The organism is Ensifer sp. ENS03 (assembly GCF_014852035.1).
GTDB lineage: Bacteria > Pseudomonadota > Alphaproteobacteria > Rhizobiales > Rhizobiaceae > Ensifer > Ensifer adhaerens.
This window is the reverse complement of the sequence record NZ_JACVAV010000001.1, coordinates 479585-503551: the sequence shown is the minus strand read 5'-3', so window position 1 is coordinate 503551 and position 23967 is coordinate 479585. Positions and strand designations below refer to the sequence as shown.

Below are 23967 nucleotides of genomic sequence, written 5' to 3'. Positions count from 1 at the left end.
GGGCAGCGAGAAAACCTTTCTTTGCCTTTGGTCAATTGGCAGCGGATGGAGCAGGAACGGGAAGGCAGCCTGTGCTGTACACCGATTTCTCGTGTCGAGCCTTGAACTTAAGACTCATGCGGCAGGCAATTCTCAACCCGGCGGACTTGTCCTATGCTCCGCCCTGGAGGAATGAGGCATGCTTTCGGGTTCGGTCATCTTTGCCTCGGCCTTCGCCTATCTGCTGCTGCTGTTTGCAGTGGCTAGCTATGGCGACCGGCGGGCCAGGAGGAACAGCGCTGCGCTGAAGGGCAGACCGCTGGTCTATGCGCTGAGCCTTGCCATCTATTGCACCTCCTGGACCTATTTCGGCGGCATCGGCCTTGCTGCCGAACGCGGACTCGAGTTCACCGGCATCTATATCGGCCCGATCCTGATGTTCACGCTCGGCATGCCGCTGATCCGCAAGATCATCCGCCTTGCCAAAACCGAGAAGCTGACCTCCGTCGCCGACTTCATCGCCGCGCGTTACGGCAAGAACCCGGCGGTGGCCGCCATCGTCGCGCTGATCTCGCTGGTCGGCGCCATTCCCTATATCGCGCTGCAGCTGAAGGCGATTTCGAGCTCGGTCGCAGCGATGATCAACACCAGCGACTACGGCATCGGCGCCGGGCAGAGCTACGTCGATCTTCCCCTGCTCGTCACATTGTTTCTCGCCTGCTTCGCCATCGTCTTCGGCACGCGCCATACGGACGCAACGGAGCACCAGGACGGGCTGATCCTTGCGATCGCTATGGAATCGCTGGTCAAGCTGGTGGCGCTTGTCACCGCCGGCTTCTACATCGTCTTCGTCATCTTCAACGGACCGGCTCACCTGTGGTCGCTGGCGGCAGAGAGCCCCGCCGTGCAGTCGGCGCTCTCCTACGAGACCCCTATCGCCCGTTGGGTGCTGTTGATCGTCACGTCGGCTTTCGCGATCATCATGCTGCCCAGGCAGTTCCACGTGACGGTCGTCGAAAACCGCACCGAAGGCGAGCTTCGCACCGCCGGCATCCTCTTTCCGCTCTACCTGATCGGCATCAATCTCTTCGTGCTGCCGATCGCGATAGCCGGCATCCTCACCTTTTCCGGTTCCGGCGACGCGGATCTCTACCTGCTGACCTTGCCGCTCGCCAACGGCCTGCCGGTGCTGACGCTGATCACCTTCATCGGCGGTTTTTCGGCGGCGACCGCGATGGTGATCGTCGCATCCGTGGCGCTGTCGATCATGATCTCCAACGATATCGTCATGCCGGTGTTCCTGCGCCGCAACCTCAGCCAGCGCGGCGGCTTGCAGGAAAACCTCGCGGGAACGCTGCTCAACATTCGCCGTTCGGCGATCTTCGTGGTGTTGTTGCTCGGCTATGGCTACTACCGCTCCGCCGATATCAGCGCCGGCCTCGCCTCGCTCGGCCTTCTGTCTTTCGTCGCCATCTCGCAGATGGCGCCGGCGCTGCTCGGCGGCCTCATCTGGCGACAGGCCAATGCCCGCGGCGCGATCACCGGCATGGTCTCAGGCTTCCTCGTCTGGGCCTATCTGCTCTTCCTGCCGAGCCTCGGCGGACCCGACAATTCCCATGTGGCGACGACGATCTTAAGCTTCCTGTTGCCGTTCACCGACCTCTTCTCCGGCCCCAACGCCGATCCGCTGGTCAACGCGACGGCGCTCAGCCTGCTCGTCAACTGCGCCACCTATATCCTCGGATCGCTGACGCGCACACCGAAGCCGATCGAACGCTTCCAGGCCGGCGTGTTCATCACTCGGCGGTCGCGAACCGAAGGCGCCTTTCGCGGCCGCAAGACCAAGGTCACGGTGCGCGACCTCAAGGCGACGATCGCCCGTTACATGGGTGCTGAGCGCATGCAGCGCTCGTTCCATACGTACGAGCGCCAGACTGGCCGCTGGCTGGACGACAATGCGCCAGCCGACATGGCGGTGGTGCATTTCTCCGAGCAACTGCTCGGCAGCGCCATCGGCTCGTCCTCCGCCCGGCTGGTGCTTTCCCTGGCGCTGCAGCGCGGCGACGACACATCGTCCGAGACGGCCTGGCTGCTCGACCAGGCGAGTGAGGCGCTGCAATACAATCAGGATATGCTGCAGACTGCGCTCTCGCAGATGGACCAGGGCATCGCCGTCTTCGACAACGCCAACAACCTGATCATCTGGAACCGGCGCTTCCGCCAGCTTCTCGACCTGCCGGAGGCAGCCGGCCAGGTCGGCTTCCCGCTTGCCGATATCGTCTCGATCCTCACCAAGCGCGGCGATATTCGCAAGGATCAGGAAAAGGGGCTGATCGCCAACTTCCTGACGCTCGACAAACCCTTCCTGCTCGAACTCGGCAACGGCGAGCGCATCATCGAAGTGCGCACCAACGCCATGCCCGACAAAGGCATCGTCACCACCTATACCGACATCACCCAGCGCGTCGCCGCCGACATGGCGCTGAAGCAGGCGAACGAGACACTGGAACTGCGCGTGGCCGAGCGCACCGGCGAATTGACCCGGGTGAACCGGGAGCTCGCCGAGGCGCGCGCGGCCGCGGAAGAGGCCAATATCGGCAAGACGCGGTTCTTCGCCGCCGCCGGCCACGATATCCTGCAGCCGCTGAACGCCGCCCGCCTCTATTCCTCGTCGCTCGTCGAGCGGCTCGGCGAGTCCGACAACAGCACGCTGGTAGAAAACATCGATTCCTCGCTGGAATCGGTCGAGGCCATCCTTGGTGCCGTGCTCGACATATCGCGCCTCGACACCGGCGCCATGAAGGCGCGGATACAGTCCGTTCCGCTCAACGAGCTGCTCAGAAGGATAGAGACCGATTTCGCCCCGATGGCGCGGGCCAAGGATCTCGAACTCATTATCATGCCGACATCGCTCGTCGTGCGCAGCGATCCGAACCTGCTGCGCCGCGTCGTCCAGAACCTCGTCTCCAACGCGATCAAATACACCCTGGCCGGCAAGGTGCTCGTCGGGGTGCGCAGGCATGGCGCCATGGCGACGATCGAGGTGCTCGATTCCGGCATCGGCATTCCCCAGTCGAAGTTCCGCACCGTTTTCAAGGAATTCGCCCGGCTCGACGAAGGCGCCCGCACGGCGTCCGGTCTTGGGCTCGGCCTTTCGATCGTCGACCGCATCTCGCGCGTGCTCAACCATCCCGTCAGCCTGCAATCGACGCCCGGCAAGGGCACGGGCTTCAAGGTGACCCTGCCACTTGATGCCAGCGCCGGCGAACGGGTCGCTGTCCGTCCGGTGCCACAGAGCAAGGCAAGCGAGGCGCTGAACGGCCTGCGGGTGCTCTGCATCGACAACGAACCGCGGATCCTCGAGGGTATGCGGGTGCTGCTGTCAGGCTGGGGCTGTATCGTCAGTACGGCGGAATCGCTTTCTGCCTGTTCCGAATTCGGCATGCAGCCCGGCGAGAAGCCACACGCGGTCATCGCCGATTATCACCTCGACGACGGGACCGGCATCGAGGCGGTCGCCCGCATTCGGGCATCGACCGGCGAAGCGACGCCGGCGCTGCTCGTGACGGCCGACCGCTCGCCGGAAGTGCGCGCCGCGGCCGAACGCGACGGCATCGCGATCCAGAACAAGCCGGTGCGCCCGGCGGCGATGCGCGCCTGGCTGACGCAACTTTCGACGGCGGCACGAACGGCTGCGGAATGAACGGCTCCCACGTTGTGGTGCCGCCTGGGACGAGAGAAATCACAAAGCCAAGGCCGGCCGCATCAGGCGGCGGCGACGGTGCCGATCTTCGAAAGCTGGATGACCGCCTGGGTGCGGCTGTCGACATTGAGCTTTAGCAGGATCGCCGAGACATGCGCCTTGATCGTCGCCTCGGAGACGCCGAGTTCGTAGGCGATCTGCTTGTTGAGCAGGCCCTCGCCGAGCATGCTGAGCACGCGGGACTGTTGCGGCGTCAAGGTCTGCAGGCGCTGGAGCAGATCGGCGACCTCGGGTTCGTATTCCTGGGCCTGGTCGTAGCCCGCGGGAACGAAGACCTCGCCGGCCATCACCTTCTCGATCCCCTCGCGGATTTCCTCGATGCCGGCCGATTTCGAAAGAAAGCCGGACGCGCCGAGATCGAGCGCGCGATGGATCGTCGCCGGGTCGTCATGGGCGGAAACCACCATGACCGGCAGGCTCGGAAATTCGGCGCGAAGTGCGATCAGACCGGAAAGCCCGCTGACGCCGGGCATGGTCAGGTCGAGCAGCATGAGATCGGCGTCAGGGTTGTCGGCCGCCGCCTTGCGCGCGGCTGCGAAATCGCCGGCCTCGACGATGGCGGGCGCGCCGTCCACGCCGCTCAGTGCCTGGCGCATTGCGCCCCGAAACAGCGGATGGTCGTCCGCGATGATGATGGTCATGTCCGGTGTCATGCTGCTCCCTCCCAAGAGCCCGGGCTGAAATCTGCACGCCCCCACGCGCCGATCCGCATCCCGCATGGCCGATCCGGAAACTCAGGTCTTCTGCGGCTCCTGAGCGGGGTCGCTGCCTTCGAGATCCTTCACGATATCCATGAACCTACGCATCATTCTTTCCATGATGCCCATTGCCCGGTCAATCTCTTCCTCAGCCGGAAGGTCCTGTTTTGCGACACTTTCACCGGCTTTGGCCGCCTTTTCCAAAGCATCGACCCGCTTCGTCAGGAGGTCCAACTCCTGTTCAAAAGCGGCCCGCTCGTCGGCGGCCATGCGGCACACCAACTGGCCGTCCTTCTCCTGGCAGAGCGATACCTCGCCGGTCTGGGTATCGAGCCGGGCGATACCGGTGTCGGACTTCTGCATGCTGTAGCGTCCGGGGGACGGATCCTGCGCGCTGGCGCCGCCGGCCAGAGCCAATCCGGTACCGAACAGAAGTATGGCAGCAGCGTTTTTCATGACATCTTCTCCGTTACGATCCTTGTCGGAACATCACATGTGCGCGAACGAGAAGAGCGAAATCGGTCTTCACCGCCGATTATGCGCGAATCGTCGTCCTTCTGCGATGGACAATCGCCGATATTTACGGCAAGGCCACGACAGAAGATTACGGGGACAGACGGGCACCATGAGTTCCATCATCTACAAAATCGTTCCGGCATTGCTGTGGCAGGAAGCCAAGCGCAGCGGGCGCTTCGACGGCGCGCCGGTCGATCTCGCCGACGGTTACGTCCATTTTTCGACCGGTGAACAGGTGGTCGAGACGGCAGCGCGCTACTTCGAGGGACAGGAAGGCCTGCTTCTGGTCGCCGTCGACGGCGACGCACTTGGCGAAGAGCTGGTCTATGAACCCTCGCGCGGCGGCGCCCTCTTCCCACATCTCTATGCCCCCCTCTTCCTGTCGGCCGTTCTCTGGGAAAAGCCCCTGCCGCTCGGCGCCGACGGCGCGCATATCTTCCCGGAACTTGATGCATGAACCCGCTGACCAGCCTTGCCCGCCGCGGCCTTTTCCTCTTCGATCCGGAGGCCGCGCACGGCCTTTCGATTAAGGCGCTGAAGACCGGGCTCGTGCCGAACTGTCCCGCCAAGGCCGACAAGCGGCTTGCGCAGACAGTCGCTGGCATCGTTTTTCCGAACCCGATCGGCATGGCGGCCGGCTACGACAAGAATGCAGAGGTGCCGGAAGCACTTCTGAAGATCGGCTTCGGTTTCACCGAGATCGGCACCGTCACGCCGAAGCCGCAGGCAGGCAACGACAAGCCGCGCATTTTCCGCCTGGTCGAGGACGAAGCGGTGATCAATCGCCTCGGCTTCAACAATGAAGGCCATGGCGCAGCGCTGGCGCGGCTGAAGGCCTGTTCGCGCGATGCGCTGATCGGCGTCAATATCGGCGCCAACAAGGACAGCGCCGACCGCATCGCCGACTATGTCAGCGGCATCCATACGTTCTACTCGGTCGCCCGCTATTTCACCGCCAACATCTCCTCGCCGAACACGCCGGGTCTGCGCGACCTGCAGGCGCGCGAAAGTCTCGCCGCCCTGTTGTCGGCGGTGCTTGCCGCGCGCGACGAAGAGGCGCTGCGCAGCAATCGCCGTGTTCCCGTCTTCCTGAAGATCGCGCCCGATCTCACCGAAGAAGGCATGGACGATATCGCTGCCGAAGTGCTAGCACACAATCTCGACGGCCTGATCGTCTCCAACACGACGCTTTCGCGCGACGGCCTCAACGATCAGGCCCAAGCGAAGGAGTCCGGTGGCCTCTCGGGCAAGCCACTGTTTGAAAAGTCGACGGCGGTGCTTGCCCGCATGCGCAAGCGTGTCGGCCCGAAGCTGCCGATCATCGGCGTTGGCGGTGTCAGCTCGGCCGAAACCGCGGCCGAAAAGATCCGCGCCGGCGCCGATCTGGTTCAGCTCTATTCCTGCATGGTCTATGAGGGCCCTGCCCTGCCGGGCCGCATCGTACGTGGCCTCTCGGATCTCTGTGAGCGCGAGCGTCTCACCTCGATCCGCGATATCCGCGACAGCCGTCTCGACTACTGGGCCGGCAGGAACGTCTGACGCGCCTTCATCGGGATCCGCGACAAGAGGAACAGCCCGCGCATTAACAGGAACAGGTTGAGCCCCGCCCACAGGCCATGATTGCCGAAGGCGGGGACCAGCACGACGAGCGCTGCGGCATAACCGACAAAGGCCGCCAGCATCATGTTGCGCATCTCGCGCGACCATGTGGCGCCGATGAAGACGCCGTCCATCAAGAAGGCGAGCGCGCCGGTCATCGCCGTCACTGCCGCCCAGGGCAGATATTCGTAAGCCGCCGCGCGAACATCCGGGGCCGTCGTCAGAAGATCGATGAGCCTGCCGCCGAACAGCAGGAAGGCAACGGTCGTCACCAGTGCAAGCCCCAGCGACCAGGCCGCCGTCAGCCGCAGCGCACGGTCGAAGGCCGGGCGGTAACCGGCGCCGATCGAGCGGCCGATGAGCTGTTCCGCCGCATTGGCAAGGCCGTCGAGATAGTAGCCGGCAACGAGGAAGATTGTCATCAGCACCGCATTGGCGGCAAGCGTCACAGGCCCGAAGGCGGTGCCGATGCGGGTCATCAGCGTGAAGGCGGCCAGAAGCAGGAACGAGCGGATCATGATGTCGCGGTTGAGGCCGAAAAGCGGCTTCAGCCGCTCGCGATCGAAGATCTCGGCCCAGCTTGGCGCATCCTTGCGGTCGAAGCGACCATAGACGATGGCAAATCCGGCGAGAGACCCGATCACCTCGCCGGTAACGGTCGCCAGCGCCACTCCCATCACACCCCAGCCGAACACCAGGCCGAGCAGGATCGACAACACGATGTTGATGCCGTTGATCAGCGTCTGCAGCATCAGGCCGATGGTGCCTTCGCCGCGGCCGAGCACGAAGCCAAGGATGGCGTAGTTGGCAAGCGCCGCCGGTGCCGAAAGGATGCGACAGAGAAAGTAGGTGCTGGTGACATCAGCCACTTCAGGCTCCGGTCCCATCAGCCAGAGGCCGCCGGACAAAAGCACCGGCGAAACGAGCAGGCTGACCGTGCCGCATACGAGCGCAATGATCAGCGATCGCCAAAACACCGCCTGCTGCTCGCGCCGGTCGCCGCGGCCATAGGCCTGGGCAACCAGGCCCGTGGTCGCTGCCCGCAGGAAGTTGAAGCTGGTGAAGATCAGGTCGAACAGGATGGCGCCGACGGCAAGGCCCGCCAGCAAGGTTGCCTGCCCCATGCGGCCGACAACGGCGGTATCGACGAGGCCTAGCAAGGGCGTGGTCAGGAAGCCGAGCGTCATCGGCAGCGCAATCGCCAGGATCAGCCGATGGGTGACATGGAACGGGCCGGCAGCGTCGCTCGGCGAGGCGGAAGAGGCGGTCATCGAACGGTCCGGGCGTGGTAGGTGAGAGATGACCGTTTTAGGGAATGAGCATGGGGGGATGCAAGCGCGTCGTGCAGCTCGGCGAAAACGTCCCAATGCGGCAAGAGCCCCTCACCCTAGCCCTCTCCCCCGCAAGCGGGGAGAGAGGACGTGGCGAACGCAACGTCACCCCCGGCATCGATCGAAGGAAAGTCCGGGTATCAGTCACAGTGAATTGGAAGGGCGCGGCAAGCCTCCTTCTCCCCGCCTGCGGGGAGATTGTCCGGGCAGGGGGATGAGGGGCGCAGTTCCATACGAATGCGGACGCTATCAGCCCGAAAGTACCATCGCCCAGAACGGACGGTTGCCGGAGGCTGCGTTCTGCGCGACGGCAACGCCCAGGCCACGGTAATTGCCGAGCATGTTTTCGAGATGCTTGGGCGACCTGTACCAGGCGTCATAGGCGCGTTCGGCATCGTCCTGGCCCACGGCGATGTTTTCGGCGGCCGGAAGCGTCACGCCCTGGCCCTTCATGCGGTCGTAGAAACTGTCGTTCCAGCCGATCAGGTGCTGCATCTTGCCGGCCTTGGCCATGCGCGCCGCCTGGTTCATCGCAGCGACGGACGCCGCATGGTCGGCGACGAGCTCGGTCAGGCCCTTGCCCTTGCGCAGCTTGTTGACATAACCGAGGCTCGCTGCGGTCTGGTCGCTGCCGGTGCCGCTTTCGGGCGTCAGCACCTTGGACGTCGTGCAGCCGGCAAGTGCGCCGAGCGAGAGGATGGCGGTCGCACGCAGCAGGCCGCGGCGTTCGATCAGAAGAAGGCGGTCCTGCATCGTCAACGCCGAAAGTTCAGGACGCGCAGGATGACGAAGGCCGGCACGACGATCACGGCGCCGAGCAGCAGATAGTCGCCCACCCGACCAAGCGCTGCAAAGCCGGTGTACCAGAGGTCGAGCAGGAAGTTGCGGACGGCGAAGTAGATATCGGTCGGATACCAGCCGAACATCCTCATCACGAAGCCGACGAGGATCGACACCACGATGAGCTTGACCAGCACACGCAGCGGCGAGTCACCCAAGAATCTGTTCATTCCGTCCGACATCAGCGAACTTCTCCTGTTTGTCTTCACATAAGCCGCGATCGGCAGCGTCGCAAGTCACCGGCCCCGGCGGGCACGGCCCACGCTTCCGATCGCGCCAGATTCCGCTTGTATTTTGCGGCATCCGGCGTCAGAAGCGCTAATCGCAACCAACATCTCACATTGATGACGCTCAACCAGCTCTCCTCCGGCGACCTGATCGCCGACCGCCGCGCCGACTACGCAAAAATGCTTGCCGAGGGCGGCGAGCCCGCAAGTGCGGCCGAACTCATGGCGCAAGCGCTGGAACAGGCCCCCAACTGGGCAGCCGGCTGGTTTCGGCTCGCGGACTATGAAGAAAAATCTGGCCGGAAAGAGGCGGCGATCGAAGCGCTGAGGAAAACGCTGGCGCTCAGCCCCCAGGATATTTTCGGCGCCGGCCTGAAACTGGCCCTGCTTGGCGCTGCGGCCATGCCCGAACAGCCCCCGAGCCTCTATGTCGAGCGCCTCTTCGACGACTATGCCGACCGCTTCGACAAGGCCCTGGTGGAAAAGCTCGGCTACACCGTGCCGCAGAAGCTCGCAGCCCTCATTCAAAGTCATATCGGGCAAAGCCACACGGGAGGCCTCATCTTCGAGCATGTGACGGATCTCGGCTGCGGCACCGGCCTCTTTGGCGAGCGCATCCGGGATCAGGCACAGTTCCTCGAAGGTTTCGACATCTCCATCAACATGCTCGCCAAGGCCGAGGCGAAATCCACCTACGATCGGCTGGCCCGCGCCGATCTCTCTCTTTCGCCGGAGGTTTCCGGCATCTTCGGCAACTTCGCCACCGCCCGAGCCGATCTCGTCAGCGCCGCCGACGTGCTCATGTATCTCGGCAATCTCGACAGTGTCTTCGACATCACCACCCGCCTGCTCACCCCTCAGGGCCATTTTGCGTTCTCGGTAGAGGACGCCGGCGAGGGGGAGGAGTTCCTGCTGCGGCCGTCGCTGCGCTACGCTCACAGCGAGACCTATGTCCGCGGCCTCTGCGCAACGCATGGACTGAAGCTTGTGGCTATGGAGCACACGGTCATCCGCATGGATGCGGGAGAGCCAGTCTTCGGCATCCTGTTCCTGGCGCGCAAGCCTGCATAAAACGCAAGGCAGAGTCGCAAAAATAGGTCAGCATAACTGACATATTTTTCTTGATTGTTGTTGTGCATTGCAGCATTGCTCAAGCCATCGCAATCGAGGATTTGCCATGGCCCAGATCAGCAGCGTTTTCGGTCTCTGGAACACCAGCCCGACCCGGCACTCCGCCGTCGAGGACCTGCAGGGCATCTTTACCGGCAGCCTGATTGCGGCGCTCGGCCTCTATTTCCTCGCAAGCGCCGGCCTTTTGACCGGCAGCACGGCGGGCGTCGCCTTCCTTTTGCACTATGCTTTCGGAATCAATTTCGGCCTCGCCTTCTTCCTGCTCAACCTGCCGTTCTTCTACCTGTCGCTGAAGCGGCTGGGCCCGGCCTTCACGGTCAAAACCTTCATCGCCATTGGCGTGACCTCGTTCCTGACAGACATCCAGTCGCGCCTCTTCCAGATCGGCACGATCCAGCCGGCCTGGGCGGCCCTGCTCGGCGGACTTCTGCTCGGCTACGGCCTGCTTGCGCTCTACCGCCACCGCGCCAGCCTCGGCGGGGTCGGTATTCTCGGCATCTATCTGCAGGAGCGCTTCGGCATTCGCGCCGGCCTCGTACAGCTTGCGATCGACATGGTGGTGCTTGTCTTCGCCTTCGGCGTGACCTCGCCCACCGTCGTTGCCTGGTCGGTGCTCGGTGCCGTCGTCTTGAACCTGTTCGTGGCCATCAACCACCGCGCTGATCGTTACATCGCGCTCTAGAACGCCGTGCGTTCATCTGAACGCGGATGCTCTAGGATGCAGAGCAGCTAGCCCCGAAGCGGACCTCGGGGCTAGCTGGAAGTTCCTTACGCGATATCAGGCGGCCTTGACCGGCTGATCGACCGGATGCTGCGAGCGCAGGCCGACAGCGACACGGTTCCAGACATTGATGACGCCGATCGCCATGGTGATCTTGGTGATTTCAGCCTCGCTGAAGTGCGCGCGCAGCGGCTCGAAATCCGCGTCGGGTGCGCCGGTCTGGGCAAGGTTGGTCAGCGATTCCGTCCAAGCGAGCACGGCGCGCTCACGCGCGTCATAGATCGGCGATTCCCGCCAGGCGCAGATCAGGTGAATCCACTGCTCGCTCATACCGGTGTGGCGCGCCTCTTTCACATGCATGTCGATGCAATAGGCGCAGCCGTTGATCTGCGAGGCGCGCAGCTTGATCAGGTGGATCAGGCGCGGCTCCAGGCCGGATTCCTTGACGATGTAGCTGTCGAAGGCGGCCGCGGCCTTGTAGGCATCGGGAGCGGCTTGAACGAAGTTGAAACGCGGCTGCATGGACTTCTCCTTGAGCTTAACGGGTTGATGGGGGTCAGGCGCTGGCGGACGATTTGCGCTCGTTGATCGCCAGAAAGGCTTCGGTTCGCGCCCATACGCTGCCGTCATCCTTGGCGTTGAGGTCATCCAGGATGCTGGCGATGGTCACGCGCCTGAGTTCGGTGCGGTAGGCCTGCTCGGCTCTCAGCATCGCAACATTGATGGTGCAGGGCGCGGTCGGCTTGCAGGCATAGGGATTGGGACCGCGCAGCCGGATCTCGTTGCACCGGAACGCCGGCTCCGGGCCTTCGACCGCAATTACGATATCGAGCAAGGTAATCTTCTCCGGCGTCTTCGCGAGCCGGTAACCGCCCTTAGGACCCGGAACTGCCTCCAGCAGTCCGGCACCGGACATCGCCTGCAGGTGCTTCAAGAGATAGCTCGTAGAGACGCCATGGAACTCGGCAAGAGCGGCCGCCGACAGGGTGCTGCCGGGCTGAAGACAGCTCAGCATCGTCACGCTGTGAATGGCCTGCTCGACCCCGTCACCGAGTTTCATGGGCGGCTCCTTAATCGTGGATAATTTTTATCTATGATTAGACCGCGAGTCAATGCCTGTGATTGCACCCATCGGACAGGCTTCTCTTTTGGCGGATTTGATCTACCTTTGTTCTCCGTGAACAGGATCGATTCCAGAGAGCCGCAGGGCGATGCCCTGACCCTGCCCGCTCCCTTTCTGCGCTGGTTCGGCGAGAAGGGCTGGCGGCCGCGTGCGCACCAGCTGGAGCTGCTCGCCCGCGCCGAGGCCGGGGAAAGCACGCTGCTGATCGCGCCGACCGGCGCTGGCAAGACGCTCGCCGGCTTCCTGCCTTCGCTGGTCGATCTCACCCGGCGCGGCAAGATCCCGCCGGGCGCAGCCTTCGTCGGCATCCACACGCTCTACATCTCGCCTCTGAAGGCGCTCGCCGTCGATATCGAGCGCAACCTGATGAAACCGGTCGGCGAAATGGGACTGCCTGTGCGCGTCGAAAACCGTACGGGCGATACGCCGACCGCCAAGCGTCAGCGACAAAAACTCAATCCGCCCGACATTCTGCTGACGACGCCGGAGCAACTCGCGCTGCTGCTCGCCAACGGCGAGGCGCAACGCTTCTTCAAGGACCTGCGCTACGTCGTCTTTGACGAGCTGCATTCGCTCGTCACCTCCAAACGCGGCCATCTTCTCTCCCTCGGTCTGGCGCGGCTGCGCCGGCTGGCGCCCGGCCTGCAGACGATCGGCCTTTCGGCAACGGTCGCTGACCCGATGGATCTGCAGCGTTGGCTGGCGCCGCAAGAGCCGGACGCGCACAACCATGCCGGTCTCGTCCAGGTCCAGGGCGGGGCCAAGCCGCAGATCTCCATTCTGAAGACCGAGGAGCATGTGCCTTGGGCCGGGCACTCGGCACGCTACGCCATCGCCGATGTCTACGAAGCGATCAAGGAGCACGGCACCACCCTGCTCTTCGTCAACACCCGCAGCCAGGCGGAGCTGCTCTTCCAGGAGCTCTGGACGATCAACGACGACAACCTGCCGATCGCGCTGCATCACGGTTCGCTCGACGTCGCCCAGCGCCGCAAAGTCGAGGCGGCGATGGCCGAGAACCGCCTTCGGGCGGTCGTTGCGACCTCGACGCTCGACCTCGGCATCGACTGGGGCGATGTCGATCTCGTCGTGCATGTGGGCGCACCGAAGGGCGCGAGTCGCCTTGCCCAGCGCATCGGCCGCGCCAACCACCGCATGGACGAACCGTCGAAGGCGATCCTGGTGCCGGCCAACCGCTTCGAGGTGATGGAATGCCAGGCCGCACTCGACGCCAACTACATCGGCGCGCAGGACACGCCACCCGTCGGCAAGGGCGCTCTCGACGTGCTCGCCCAGCACGTGCTCGGCATGGCTTGCGCCGCGCCTTTCGATCCGCTCGCATTGTTCGATGAAATCACCACCGCCTCGCCTTATGCGACGCTCGCCTGGGAGACCTTCGAGCGCGTCATCGATTTCGTTGCGACCGGCGGCTATGCGCTGAAGACCTACGAGCGCTATGCCCGCATCCGCAAGACCAAGGACGGGCTCTATCGCGTCTCCAATCCGCTGGTGGCGCAACAGTACCGGCTGAACGTCGGCACCATCGTCGAATCGCCGATGCTGAACGTGCGTTTGGTCAAGCGCAACGCCCGCGGCTCGCTTGGCCGCGGCGGCATGCCGCTCGGCAAGGTCGAAGAGTACTTTCTCGAAATGCTGTCCCAGGGCGACACCTTCATGTTCTCCGGCAAGGTGCTGCGTTTCGAGGGCATCCGCGAAAACGAGTGCCTGGTCAGCCAGGCCTTTACCTTCGATCCCAAGGTGCCGAGCTATGCTGGCGGCAAGTTTCCGCTGTCGACCTATCTCGCCGAGCAGGTCCGCAGGATGCTTGCCGATCCAGCGCGCCGGGCAGCGCTGCCGGAACAGGTGCGCGACTGGCTGTCCTTGCAGAAGGACGTCTCGATGCTGCCGCGCGAAGACGAGCTTCTGATCGAGACCTTTCCGCGCGGCAGCCGCCATTACATGGTCATCTATGCCTTCGAAGGGCGGTTGGCGCACCAGACGCTCGGCATGCTGCTTACCCGCCGGCTCGATCGCGCCGGGCTGAAACCGCTCGGTTTCGTCGCCACCGATTACTCGCTGGCGGTCTGGGCGCTCGACGACCTCGGGGCCACCTTCGAGCTCAGGCGCGGCGCGCTTGCCGATCTCTTCGACGAGGACATGCTCGGCGACGACCTCGAAGCCTGGCTCAACGAATCCTTCCTGCTCAAACGGACCTTCCGCAACTGCGCCGTCATCGCCGGCCTCATCGACCAGCGCCATCCCGGCAAGGAAAAGACCGGCCGGCAGGTGACGGTCTCGGCAGACCTCATTTACGACGTATTGCACGCGCACGAGCCGGATCACCTGCTGCTCGAAGCGACCCGCAACGATGCGGCGACGGGGCTTTTGGACATCGCCCGCCTCGGGGATATGCTGAAGCGAATCAAGGGCCACATCACGCATCGACGGCTCGACCGGATCTCGCCGCTGGCGGTGCCCGTCATGCTGGAGATCGGCAAGGAAATGGTCCAGGGCGAAGCGCAGGACTTCCTGCTGTCGGAAGCCGCCGACGACCTGATCCACGAGGCGATGGGCGGTCTGGATGTGGATTGATAGGAAAATGGTTTCGAGAATGAGCAGTCTGTCGATGTCGGCGGGTTACCCCACTCTGGCCTGCCGGCCAGAGGGGGGTATTATCCTCGCAACACAATGTGCGAGACCGTGACCATGCACCGCCTCGCCCACGCCCTCTCGGCTCAGACGACTGCCCCCCTCCTCCATGCCCAGACAATCGTCAACGGCGTCATCGCGATCTGCGATCCGCTCGGTAGCCTCTACCTGCCGGAGACGGGCACGCTGGTCGTCTCCGACCTGCATCTGGAGAAAGGCTCCGCCTTTGCCCGCCGCGGCATGCTTTTGCCGCCTTACGATACGCTGGCGACGCTGCGTGTGCTTGAAGCGGCGATCGCGCGGCACGACCCGAAGTTCGTCATCAGCCTCGGCGACAACTTCCATGACCGCGTCGGTTCGGCGGCAATGCCCGATGATTTCCGCCACATGATTGCCGCCATGGCGCATGGGCGCGAATGGGTCTGGATCAACGGCAACCACGACCCGGACGGCGCTTTCGGGCTGCCGGGCGCGTCGATGGACGAACTTGGCCATGCGGGCCTGACCTTCCGGCACGAGCCGAAGCGCGGCGATGCCGTCGGCGAGATCGCCGGGCACCTGCATCCGGCAGCAACGGTGGTAAGACGGGAAAGAGCAGTGCGCCGCGCCTGTTTTGCGACCGATGGCACGCGCATGCTGATGCCAGCTTTCGGGGTCACCACTGGCGGGCTCGATCTCAGGCACCGGGCCATGACCGGCCTCTTCGACCGCAGCAAGCTTGTCGCCCATATGCTCGGGCGCGACCGGATCTATTCGGTTCGCTTTGCCAATCTCATCGCCTGAAGAGGGCGGGGAAAACGGCGCGGCTCTCCCGCGCCGGGGATCCGCCGGTAATCAGAAGGCGTTGAAGGTCAGCGTCGTCAGCGAGCGCGAGATGCCCGGCACCGTGGCAATGTTGTCGTTGATGAACTTGCCGATGTCCTGGCCTTCTTCGATATAGACCTTGATGATCAGGTCGTAATCGCCGCTCGTCGAATACATCTCCGAAACGATCTCCTTGCGGTAGATCTCGTCGGCAACCTCGTAGGTCTTGCCGGGAGCGCACTGCAACTGGACAAAAATCGGTTTCATCGAGCTTCCTCTGTTTTTTATTTGCCATGGCATGCGCTGATGAAACGCATTCGGCATGCCTTTCCATAGCGCTCCGGCGCGCAAAAGGAAACGTCGGCGAAGATCGCCCGTCACTATTCCTTGCGGAAGATCACGCTGGCGCCCCAGCCGGTGATGACGGCGAGCAGCACGGCCATGAGGCCATAGAGCAGCGGCTGCTGGTGTGCCGCCTGGGTGATGAACTGTTCCAGGCCGGTCTTGACGACACGCAGCGGCAGCGCCTTGGCGGCGACGAAGACGCCGTCACGGAAGAGATAGGCGCGAACCACATGTACGCCGTTCGGCACGTTGGCCGGCAAGCGCACCGAGGCCTTGAAGAGGCTGGAGCTGATGAACTGCACGCCGCCGGGATCGCGCTCGTAGACGCCGCTGGTCTCGCGGATGCGGCGGAAGGCGTTGCGGAATTCGCCGAGATTGCTGCCGTCACCCACGAAGCCGAGCGGCACCAGCCGCATGTGGTCGACGCCGATGCCCATGTTGCCCATCTCGCCGGGCGGCGCGATCGTCTCGATATCGCGCGTCGACGACAGCGAATAGGATTCAGGCACCAGCTCGAAGGTCATGGAGCTGGTGTTCACCCAGATGCCGAAGACGCGCTCCTTCTTACGCACCGTCGCGTTGTCCTTGGGCCCTTCGAGGCTGACGACGATGTTGTAGCGCCCCTGGGCCAGCAGGCCCTGATCGAAGCCGTCGACGGCGCCGAAGATCGTCAGGTCGGCGCCGCGGAAATCGGAAGTGATGGCGATCTCGTCGGTGGAGATGCCGATCTCCAGCTTCTCGGTGAAGTCGGCATTCTCGTCCTGGATGGCTGCCTGCGCCGGGGCGGCGAAAGCCAGAACAAGGAGAGCGAGAGCTGTGCGGGCGAGGCGGATCATCAGAAACCGAACCCCGCGGATACGACCGAATAGACGTCCTTCGGCGGAATGATGAGCTCGATTGCCAGACGGATGCCGACGGCAAGAACAAGCAAGGCCAGCAATGCGCGCAGCTGTTCGCCGCGCAGCTTCTGGCCGACGCGTACGCCGTATTGGGCACCGATGACACCGGCGATCATCAGTACGAAGGCGAGCACGATATCGACGGTGTAGTTGGTCGAAGCCTGGACGATGACCGTGTAGGCCGAAACGAAGATGATCTGGAACAGCGACGTGCCGACGACGACGTTGGTCGGGATGCGCAGGAGATAGATCATCGCCGGCACCATGATGAAGCCGCCGCCGACACCCATGACCGAGGTCAGGATGCCGATGCAGAAGCCGAGGGCGACAACCGGGATGACGCTCAGGTAGATCTTCGATTTCTTGAAGCGCATCTTCAAGGGCAGGCCATGCACCCAGTTGTGCTGGCCAGGGCGACGCAAGGTCGTCTGCTGGTTCTTGGCCGCCTTGCGCATGGCGACGACGCTCTCCCAAAGCATCAGGCCGCCAACGGTGCCGAGCAGCACGACGTAAAGCAGCGAGATCACCAGGTCGAGCTGGCCGAGGCGACGCAGCAGCGAGAACAGCCAGACGCCGACGGTCGCGCCGGCAAGACCACCGCATAAGAGCACCGTGCCGAGCTTGATGTCGATCGTGCCACGCCGGAAATGCGTGATCGCCCCCGAAATCGACGAGGCCACCACCTGGTTGGCACCGGTCGCTACCGCTACGACGGGAGGAATATTGTAGAAGATCAGGAGCGGGGTGATCAGGAACCCGCCACCGACGCCGAACATGCCGGACAGAAAGCCGACTGCGGCGCCCATACCGAGAATGATGAGTATGTTCACCGACAACTCTGCGATGGGCAGATAAATCGACACGCCGGGACCTCGATATGCCAACGGCCCGCGATGCGGGCGAACCAGTCAGTGTGGCAATCAAATCACCACGATTGAGGGAATATTCGAAGGGCCGGCACCTCTCCCGAGGGCGAGGCGGCCTCCGTCATGCACTCCTGCAGCGTTGCGCTTCCGCCAGGACGTGCCAAGGCCACGAATCGGACCTTGATTGCTGCATCGGTTCTTCCTTAGCCCGATTCCGATTAAGGAATTATGCAGCAGCCCGAGATTTCAACCTTTTCAGCCACATGGCGGATGGCTGCGCCACCCGCAACCCGTGTCGCCCGGCTCTGCGGCTTTATTACGGCGCAAGGCCCAAGGGTCAGGAATTGCGCTTCAGCAATTCCTTGACCAACTGCTCGGTGATTTCGCCCGTCGGCTCCTGGCCGACCGACTTCTGGAAGGCCTTGATGGCGGCGACGGTCTTCTTGCCCATCTGGCCATCCGGCTTGCCAGCGTCAAAGCCGTTGTTGTTGAGGATCGCCTGGATGTTGCGGACCGCCTTGCTCATGTCGACGCTGGCGGTCTTGTTGGCCGGGCCAACCCAGGCATCCGGAACGTCGACGCTGTTTGCCTTTGCGTCGACCGGCTCAGCCTTCCAGGCTTCCGCCTTGGCCTTGGCGCTTTCGAGCTGCTCCGGCTTCATCGCCTTGGCAACTTCGTCGCGCTTGGCGCCGGCATCGAGATCGCCTTCGCGGGCAGCCGCCGAGAACCACTTGTAGGATTCCGTCAGGTCCTGCGGCACGCCGTTGCCACGGGCATAGAGAACCGCAAGGTTGAACTGGCTGTCGCGGATGCCGAGCTCGGCCGCCTTCGCAAACCACTTCGTTGCCTCGTTGAAGTCAGGCGCGCCATCGCGGCCGCTTGCCAGCATCACCGCGAGGTTGTGCATGGCGCTGGCGTTGCCCTGGCCAGCGGAAGCGATATAGAGCGCCTTCGCCTTCGCCGCGTCGCGCGTCACGCCGGTGCCCTTCTCGTAAAGGGTCGCGAGGCGGTACTGTGCCGGCACGACACCGGCATCGGCGGCGCGCTGATACCATTTGGCGGCTTCAGCCATGTTTTCCTGAACACCACGGCCCTCGGTGAAGCGCACGGCGATTTCGTAGAAGGCGAGCGGGTCGCCGCCCTTGGCCGCGGTCACCAGCGCGACCGGACCGAAACCTTCCGGCAACACGACGTCGGTGGGCACAGCGGCAGCAGCTGTCGTCGCCGGGGTCATCTCGGCGCCATCGGCCGGCGCGCTGGCGAGCGAAGCGTTCGCCACCGGCGACGCTGCGGCCGGAGCCGGCTGGAACTCGGTGACCGGCGTCTTCGTTTCGGCGACCGGCGCAAGCATCGGCGCCTTGTCTTCGGGCGTTGCAAAGGTGGTCGTCGGCACGGTCGTTGCCGTCACCGCGATCGAGGCCTCGGGAGGCTTCACGGGCGTTTCGACAGAATCGAGCGGCGTCGCAACGGCCGTCTCAGACGCGGTAACCGGTGCTTCCTGCGCCGCGACGGTCGTGCCCTGCACCAGATGGTCGTCGGCGGCCTTGAACTCGGCTGCCTGCGGAGTGACCATCTGCTCGATGACCGCGACCGGTTCGACCGGCATCTCGTCCTTGTTCAGCATCGAGCTGACCAGCGGGTAGGACATGATCGCCAAAAGGACGGCGCCGACGGCCATGAGGATCGGCCGGCGATGGCGGGCGAAGGCGCCGCCGATGCCGGACGTCGCGGCCTTGTCGCCGGTCTTGTTGAGGGTGTCGGTCTCTTCGACGGCAAGCTGCGCGGCGCGGCGAGCGGCGGCGATGAAGTCCGATTTGTCGCCATCGGCCGGCTGGATGCCTGCCTTGTTCATCTGCCCGGCGCGCACGCGTTCCAGGATCTTCTTCACGTCAGGAACGCCGGAGCCCGGCTCGAGCAGCTGGTTTGCTTCTTCCGGAGCGAGCATTTCGGAGGGATCGATCGACGGGGTCGGCTCGACGAGCTTGCGTGCCTGTTCCGGTGCCGGTTCCGAGCGCTTGCCGGAAAAACGCCGGGTGAGGCCGGCGAGCAGGCCGGTGCGGGCGGCGGCAGCCGGCTCGCGCTCTTCTTCGAGCTCGACGGTCGAAATCTGCGCATCGTCGGCAAGGGCTGTTGCCGGTTCGTCGGGTTGAACCGCGACGGCCTGGTCCTCTGCCTGGAGGGCACGGACATTGCGCTGCAGGTCGTCGTAGCGATCATCAAGATCGCCGCCACCGAAGGGGTCGTGGAACTCCGGCTGTACGGCGCGCGGCATCTGAGCCGCTTCGCGCACCACCGCCATGGCAGGCTGCGCCGCCATTGCCGGCTCGCGGTTTTCGATGCGCTCCAGCTTGTCGGCAATGTGGACGAGCGTTTCGTGCAGCGCCTCGAAGGTGCGCGCGGTCCGCTCTTCGCTGGAGCGGCTCAAGTCCTCAAGCGTCCTCAAGTCTTCGGCGAGTGCCGAGATCGCTGCCAGATCGCCACCGGCGGAGGCCTGCGAAGGGCCGTTCTTGGAATAGGCTTCCATCACAGCTTCGGCGGCCTGGCGCGCGGCTTCCACGATGTACTCGTCGCTGGTCGAGAAATAGTCCTCGAGCGCGGTCATGCGGCTTTCGTAGTCGACGGGCATGGCGCTTTGGGCGACGTCCGCCCGCGGCTGGCTGACCAGCGTCGACAGGTTGGCAATCTGGGCTTCAAGGTTCTGAAGTGCCGCGCGGTCGTCGAACGGCGCGGCGTAGGTCTCTTCCAGACGCTGCGCAATACCGACCAGGCGATCTTCCAGCCGGTCGAAGCGCGGATCGGACGCGGGCTGGGCGCCATGGGTGTCAAGCTCGTCAATCCGGCGGGCGAGATAGTCCAGCCGCTCGGCGAGCGCGTCGTTGACGCTGCCCTGGTCGAGAGCTTCGATCTTGCGGGAAATGTCCGACAGGTAATCGTTGAGGTCTGACTGCGCGGTCCTGCTGCTGCGCTCCATCATCAGCGACAGCTGGTCCAGCCGCTCTTCCAAGCGGGCAGCCGCCTTTTCACCGGCGAGATCCTCGACCCGGACGGTCAAGGCTTCGAGGCGCGCACCGAGCCCACCGTCGTTCGGGCGCGACAGGCTGTCGATCTGGCGGGAGAGATCGCCAAGCCGGCTTTCCAGGCGATTGACAAAGCCGGAATCCAGTCCGGGCGTCGTGCGAGTGTTGGCCGCTATCGCGCGGCTGATTTCGTCGAGACGGCTGTCGAGATCGGCAAACTGCGAGACGAGGCGGCGATCGTCCGGCTGGATCTGGCGACCGAGCATTTCGATCGCCTGGGCGACGGCGATCAGCTTGTCTTCCAGCGCGTCGACGGCGGAGCTTCCCTGGAGCGAGCCGATCTGCGACTTGATTTCGTCCAGGCGATAGGCGAGCGCGACCAGTTCGTCGTCGCGGTTCTGATCAAAGGCGATCAACCGGTCTTCGACACCGCTCCAGCGGTTTTCCATCCGGCGCATGCTGTCTTCGCGCGCGAGACCGTCGATCATCGCGCGCAGGTCGTCAAAATCGCCGCGCAGCGCATCGGCCTGGGCGGGCGATGCCTGGCGGCCGAGATGCTGGATGCTGTCGGCAAGGCGCTGCATGTCGCCGCGCACGTCTTCGGCAAAGCTGTGATCCTGCGCCTGCGCCTTGATGCCGCGAATTTCGGAGCGCAGCGAATTCATCTCGCGCGTCAGGCCGTCAGTGATGTCGCGCTTCAGGTCCTGGCGCAAACCGACAAGCGCTTCGGCGATATCGTTGACCGCGGAGGCGGGCCGCGGAGGTTGGCTGTGAAGCGGTTGCTGGCGCGGCTCTTCGACGAAGCGCTCGGAGACGGGGCGTTCGGGGGCATAACGTTCCGGCTCGCGCTGCGGCATCCGGTCGCGAAGCGTCGGGCGCTCGCGCGAGGTGCTGAGGCTGCGCTGGCGCTGCATGATTTCGGCGACGGCATCGCGGGGCGAGGCCGTTTCCCGCACGGGTTCGCGGGCGGGCAGGCGCTCGGGCGGCCTTGGCGCCGGGTCGCGGGCCGTGCCGCTCATCAGGCCTTCGATCCGCGCCTCCAATCCTTCGATGGTGCGGTTCAAGGCGTCGAGCGACGGCCGCTCGCTATAGGACTGGCTGCCTGCGCGCTGAGGATTTGATCGCAATCCGCTCATGTTGTTCTTCGCCCCTGTCGTCGGCCATCTCGAAAGTCGTCACGGAAGAAAACTGCTTTCTTCACCCCTGTGGCGCTTCCGACGCGGGCAAAACTACAACGATGCGACGCCAGGACAGGTTGCAGCTTTGACCATCTCAACACGCACCTTTCACGAAACGTGGTAAACAAGCGGTTAACCTGCGGATGATTTTTTAACGATTTGGCAGGATCGTGCGAAGTTGAGGCGCCGCGGTGCCGCCGACCTCCCCCACACGCCACCAAACTGCACGACACGCAATTTTTGACGTTTACGCAAACGTCAAAATTTTGTAGCATCCGGCCAACGATGCGAGACCGCCCCGGAGCATCCCGCTGTCCCGTGGAAGCACGGGAGGGAGACGATGCCCTGGAATCAATGAGGATGGCGGCGCATCCGGCATCCTGCAACCGGGCGTCGACGACGAGAGACGGCAGCCCGAAGCACCAAAGGCGAGGAAAGAATGCCCATCTACAAGGCTCCGGTCGACGATACCCTCTTCATCCTGAACGACGTGCTCGGCATCGAGCGCTACAACAACCTGCCCGGATTTGCCGATGCGACGCCCGACATGATCGAAGCGATCGTCGGCGAAGCTGCCAAGCTTGCCGAAGAAGCCCTGTTTCCGGTCAACCTTTCCGGCGACCAGGAAGGCTGCAAGCGTCGCGACGACGGTTCGGTCAGCGTGCCGAAGGGCTTCAAGGAAGCCTTCGGCCTCTACCGCGAAGGCGGCTGGCTTGGCCTTGCCGTGCCAGAAGAATTCGGTGGCCAGGGCCTGCCCTATACGCTGCACACCGCCGTCGGCGAATACATGTCGTCGGCCAACATGGCACTGACCATGTATCCGGGCCTCACCCAGGGCGCGATCGCCGCGATCCTCGTGCATGGCACGGACGAGCAGAAGCAGGCCTACCTGCCGAAGATGGTTGCCGGCACCTGGACCGGAACGATGAATCTCACCGAGCCGCATTGCGGGACGGACCTCGGCCTCCTGCGCACGAAGGCAGTGCCCACCGGCAACGGCGCTTACAAGATCTCCGGCCAGAAGATCTTCATCTCTGCCGGCGAACACGACATGTCGGACAACATCATCCATCTGGTGCTCGCCCGCATTGAGGGCGCGCCCGAGGGTGTGAAGGGCATTTCACTGTTCATTGTACCGAAGTTCAAGCTTGATGCCGCCGGCGAGCCGGGCGAACGCAACGGTGTTTCTTGCGGCGCGATCGAACACAAGATGGGCATCCACGGCAACTCGACCTGCGTCATGAACTATGACGAGGCCGAAGGCTATCTCATCGGCACGGAGAACAAGGGCCTCAACGCCATGTTCGTGATGATGAACGAGGCGCGCCTCGGCGTCGGCCTGCAGGGCCTTTCGATTGCTGAAATCGCCTACCAGAATGCGGCCAACTACGCGCGCGACCGCATCCAGGGCCGTTCGCTCTCCGGCCCGAAGGCGCCGGACAAGAAGGCCGACCCGATCATCGTGCATCCGGACGTGCGCCGCACCCTGATGACGATCAGGGCCTTCAACGAAGCCGGCCGCGCCTTCACGCTCTGGACCGCGCTCAAGTCCGACATCGCCCACCGCTCCGACAATGATGCCGACCGCCAGACGGCCGACGACCTCCTCGGCCTGATGACGCCGATCCTGAAGGGCGTACTTACCGACAAGGGCTTCGACCATGCCGTCATGGCGCAGCAGATGTTCGGCGGTCATGGCTACATCGAAGAACACGGCATGAGCCAGTATGTCCGCGATGCCCGCATAGCGATGATCTATGAAGGCGCCAACGGCATCCAGGCGCTCGACCTCGTCGGCCGCAAGCTAGGCCTCAACGGCGGCCGCGCCGTCATGGCGCTGTTCAAGGAGATCGGCGATTTCTGCGAGGAAAACCGCAGCAACGAAAAGCTCGCCGCCTATACCAAGGCGCTGAAGAAAGGCCTCAACGACCTGCAGGCGGCCACCATGTGGTTCATGCAGAACGCGATGGCCAAGCCCGACAATGCCGGCGCCGGCTCGACCGACTACATGCACCTCTTCGGTCTCGTCGTCCTTGGCTACATGTGGGCGAAGATCGCCAAGACCGCCGAGGAAAAGCTTGCCTCTGGCGAAACGGCGCGCGCAGACTATCTGAAGAACAAGCTGATCACCGCGACCTTCTTCATGGAAAGGATCCTGCCGGAAACGGCCCTGCGCAAGGCCCGCATAGAAACCGGCGCCGACACGCTGATGGCGCTCGATGCGGCCGCTTTCTAATCCCGCCGCGGGTTCGATCTAAAATGTTTTGACGGGCAGCACCTG

General features: G+C 63.8%; 19 protein-coding genes. 8 read left to right on the top strand and 11 right to left on the bottom strand.

What is annotated here, in order from left to right; translation table 11 throughout:
* The first annotated feature begins 178 nt into the window (after positions 1 to 178).
* Entirely contained in the window at positions 179 to 3682 is a 3504-nt protein-coding gene (locus IB263_RS02505) for a PAS domain-containing hybrid sensor histidine kinase/response regulator (RefSeq protein ID WP_192437520.1), read from the top strand.
* 62 nt (positions 3683 to 3744) lie between these two features.
* On the opposite strand, the gene IB263_RS02500 is transcribed toward IB263_RS02505, so the two are convergent.
* Together IB263_RS02500 and IB263_RS02495 are read right to left on the bottom strand one after the other, a co-directional pair.
* The gene (locus tag IB263_RS02500; RefSeq protein ID WP_034797087.1) at positions 3745 to 4395 is read right to left on the bottom strand and encodes a response regulator transcription factor; all 651 of its coding nucleotides are present in this window, start codon (positions 4393 to 4395) and stop codon (positions 3745 to 3747) included.
* An 81-nt stretch (positions 4396 to 4476) separates the two neighbouring features.
* Entirely contained in the window at positions 4477 to 4896 is a 420-nt protein-coding gene (locus IB263_RS02495; protein WP_034797089.1) for a hypothetical protein, read from the bottom strand.
* Between the two features lie 169 nt (positions 4897 to 5065).
* Between IB263_RS02495 and IB263_RS02490 the strand changes: the two genes are divergently transcribed.
* On the top strand, positions 5066 to 5413 hold the full coding sequence (locus IB263_RS02490) for a DUF952 domain-containing protein (RefSeq protein ID WP_034797103.1): 348 nt from the start codon (positions 5066 to 5068) through the stop codon (positions 5411 to 5413).
* The gene (locus tag IB263_RS02485; RefSeq protein ID WP_192437518.1) at positions 5410 to 6495 is read left to right on the top strand and encodes a quinone-dependent dihydroorotate dehydrogenase; all 1086 of its coding nucleotides are present in this window, start codon (positions 5410 to 5412) and stop codon (positions 6493 to 6495) included. The genes IB263_RS02490 and IB263_RS02485 overlap by 4 nt, the downstream gene beginning before the upstream one ends.
* Here IB263_RS02485 and IB263_RS02480 read toward each other — a convergent pair.
* From IB263_RS02480 to IB263_RS02470, 3 genes are all read right to left on the bottom strand, one after another.
* Positions 6471 to 7826, bottom strand: coding sequence for an MATE family efflux transporter (locus tag IB263_RS02480; protein ID WP_192437516.1), 1356 nt, complete (start codon positions 7824 to 7826; stop codon positions 6471 to 6473). The genes IB263_RS02485 and IB263_RS02480 overlap by 25 nt on opposite strands.
* Positions 7827 to 8135: 309 nt before the next feature.
* A complete protein-coding gene (locus IB263_RS02475; RefSeq protein ID WP_192437513.1) occupies positions 8136 to 8639 on the bottom strand; it encodes a CAP domain-containing protein in 504 nt (167 codons plus the stop codon).
* Between the two features lie 2 nt (positions 8640 to 8641).
* Positions 8642 to 8908, bottom strand: a complete 267-nt coding sequence (locus IB263_RS02470) for a DUF6460 domain-containing protein (RefSeq protein ID WP_034797119.1) — start codon at positions 8906 to 8908, stop codon at positions 8642 to 8644.
* Between the two features lie 162 nt (positions 8909 to 9070).
* On the opposite strand from IB263_RS02470, the gene IB263_RS02465 reads away from it, so the two are divergent.
* Positions 9071 to 10024, top strand: a complete 954-nt coding sequence (locus IB263_RS02465; protein WP_192437511.1) for a methyltransferase — start codon at positions 9071 to 9073, stop codon at positions 10022 to 10024.
* A 106-nt stretch (positions 10025 to 10130) separates the two neighbouring features.
* Entirely contained in the window at positions 10131 to 10766 is a 636-nt protein-coding gene (locus tag IB263_RS02460) for a YitT family protein (RefSeq protein ID WP_034797123.1), read from the top strand.
* A 96-nt stretch (positions 10767 to 10862) separates the two neighbouring features.
* On the opposite strand, the gene IB263_RS02455 is transcribed toward IB263_RS02460, so the two are convergent.
* Both IB263_RS02455 and IB263_RS02450 read right to left on the bottom strand, forming a co-directional pair.
* On the bottom strand, positions 10863 to 11327 hold the full coding sequence (locus tag IB263_RS02455; RefSeq protein ID WP_034797125.1) for a carboxymuconolactone decarboxylase family protein: 465 nt from the start codon (positions 11325 to 11327) through the stop codon (positions 10863 to 10865).
* Between the two features lie 34 nt (positions 11328 to 11361).
* On the bottom strand, positions 11362 to 11865 hold the full coding sequence (locus IB263_RS02450; protein WP_192437509.1) for an Rrf2 family transcriptional regulator: 504 nt from the start codon (positions 11863 to 11865) through the stop codon (positions 11362 to 11364).
* A 108-nt stretch (positions 11866 to 11973) separates the two neighbouring features.
* Between IB263_RS02450 and IB263_RS02445 the strand changes: the two genes are divergently transcribed.
* Positions 11974 to 14520 (top strand): ligase-associated DNA damage response DEXH box helicase, encoded by a 2547-nt coding sequence (locus IB263_RS02445; RefSeq protein WP_034797128.1) that lies wholly within the window; start codon positions 11974 to 11976, stop codon positions 14518 to 14520.
* Between the two features lie 114 nt (positions 14521 to 14634).
* Entirely contained in the window at positions 14635 to 15360 is a 726-nt protein-coding gene (pdeM, locus tag IB263_RS02440; protein ID WP_060581904.1) for a ligase-associated DNA damage response endonuclease PdeM, read from the top strand.
* Positions 15361 to 15411: 51 nt separating this feature from the next.
* Here the strand turns inward: pdeM and IB263_RS02435 are convergent, their stop codons facing one another.
* The 4 genes from IB263_RS02435 to IB263_RS02420 all read right to left on the bottom strand — a co-directional run bounded on the left by IB263_RS02435 (position 15412) and on the right by IB263_RS02420 (position 21644).
* Positions 15412 to 15648 (bottom strand): Lrp/AsnC ligand binding domain-containing protein, encoded by a 237-nt coding sequence (locus IB263_RS02435; RefSeq protein ID WP_034797129.1) that lies wholly within the window; start codon positions 15646 to 15648, stop codon positions 15412 to 15414.
* Between the two features lie 113 nt (positions 15649 to 15761).
* On the bottom strand, positions 15762 to 16562 hold the full coding sequence (locus IB263_RS02430) for a TIGR02186 family protein (RefSeq protein ID WP_060522335.1): 801 nt from the start codon (positions 16560 to 16562) through the stop codon (positions 15762 to 15764).
* Positions 16562 to 17488 (bottom strand): sulfite exporter TauE/SafE family protein, encoded by a 927-nt coding sequence (locus tag IB263_RS02425; RefSeq protein ID WP_034797131.1) that lies wholly within the window; start codon positions 17486 to 17488, stop codon positions 16562 to 16564. Before IB263_RS02425 ends, IB263_RS02430 begins: the two co-directional genes overlap by 1 nt.
* Positions 17489 to 17828: 340 nt before the next feature.
* Entirely contained in the window at positions 17829 to 21644 is a 3816-nt protein-coding gene (locus IB263_RS02420; RefSeq protein WP_192437506.1) for a peptidoglycan-binding protein, read from the bottom strand.
* A gap of 481 nt (positions 21645 to 22125) precedes the next feature.
* On the opposite strand from IB263_RS02420, the gene IB263_RS02415 reads away from it, so the two are divergent.
* On the top strand, positions 22126 to 23922 hold the full coding sequence (locus tag IB263_RS02415) for an acyl-CoA dehydrogenase C-terminal domain-containing protein (protein WP_192437503.1): 1797 nt from the start codon (positions 22126 to 22128) through the stop codon (positions 23920 to 23922).
* Positions 23923 to 23967: the final 45 nt, after the last annotated feature.

What these genes read in the sequence shown, in the direction of transcription:
- IB263_RS02470 (WP_034797119.1), bottom strand. Translation starts at nt 8,908, where the DNA reads ATGTCGGACGGAATGAACAGATTCTTGGGTGACTCGCCGCTGCGTGTG.
- pdeM (WP_060581904.1), top strand. Translation starts at nt 14,635, where the DNA reads ATGCACCGCCTCGCCCACGCCCTCTCGGCTCAGACGACTGCCCCCCTC.
- IB263_RS02505 (WP_192437520.1), top strand. Translation starts at nt 179, where the DNA reads ATGCTTTCGGGTTCGGTCATCTTTGCCTCGGCCTTCGCCTATCTGCTG.
- IB263_RS02490 (WP_034797103.1), top strand. Translation starts at nt 5,066, where the DNA reads ATGAGTTCCATCATCTACAAAATCGTTCCGGCATTGCTGTGGCAGGAA.
- IB263_RS02485 (WP_192437518.1), top strand. Translation starts at nt 5,410, where the DNA reads ATGAACCCGCTGACCAGCCTTGCCCGCCGCGGCCTTTTCCTCTTCGAT.
- IB263_RS02435 (WP_034797129.1), bottom strand. Translation starts at nt 15,648, where the DNA reads ATGAAACCGATTTTTGTCCAGTTGCAGTGCGCTCCCGGCAAGACCTAC.
- IB263_RS02415 (WP_192437503.1), top strand. Translation starts at nt 22,126, where the DNA reads ATGCCCATCTACAAGGCTCCGGTCGACGATACCCTCTTCATCCTGAAC.
- IB263_RS02460 (WP_034797123.1), top strand. Translation starts at nt 10,131, where the DNA reads ATGGCCCAGATCAGCAGCGTTTTCGGTCTCTGGAACACCAGCCCGACC.
- IB263_RS02500 (WP_034797087.1), bottom strand. Translation starts at nt 4,395, where the DNA reads ATGACACCGGACATGACCATCATCATCGCGGACGACCATCCGCTGTTT.
- IB263_RS02450 (WP_192437509.1), bottom strand. Translation starts at nt 11,865, where the DNA reads ATGAAACTCGGTGACGGGGTCGAGCAGGCCATTCACAGCGTGACGATG.
- IB263_RS02495 (WP_034797089.1), bottom strand. Translation starts at nt 4,896, where the DNA reads ATGAAAAACGCTGCTGCCATACTTCTGTTCGGTACCGGATTGGCTCTG.
- IB263_RS02480 (WP_192437516.1), bottom strand. Translation starts at nt 7,826, where the DNA reads ATGACCGCCTCTTCCGCCTCGCCGAGCGACGCTGCCGGCCCGTTCCAT.
- IB263_RS02430 (WP_060522335.1), bottom strand. Translation starts at nt 16,562, where the DNA reads ATGATCCGCCTCGCCCGCACAGCTCTCGCTCTCCTTGTTCTGGCTTTC.
- IB263_RS02420 (WP_192437506.1), bottom strand. Translation starts at nt 21,644, where the DNA reads ATGAGCGGATTGCGATCAAATCCTCAGCGCGCAGGCAGCCAGTCCTAT.
- IB263_RS02455 (WP_034797125.1), bottom strand. Translation starts at nt 11,327, where the DNA reads ATGCAGCCGCGTTTCAACTTCGTTCAAGCCGCTCCCGATGCCTACAAG.
- IB263_RS02465 (WP_192437511.1), top strand. Translation starts at nt 9,071, where the DNA reads ATGACGCTCAACCAGCTCTCCTCCGGCGACCTGATCGCCGACCGCCGC.
- IB263_RS02475 (WP_192437513.1), bottom strand. Translation starts at nt 8,639, where the DNA reads ATGCAGGACCGCCTTCTTCTGATCGAACGCCGCGGCCTGCTGCGTGCG.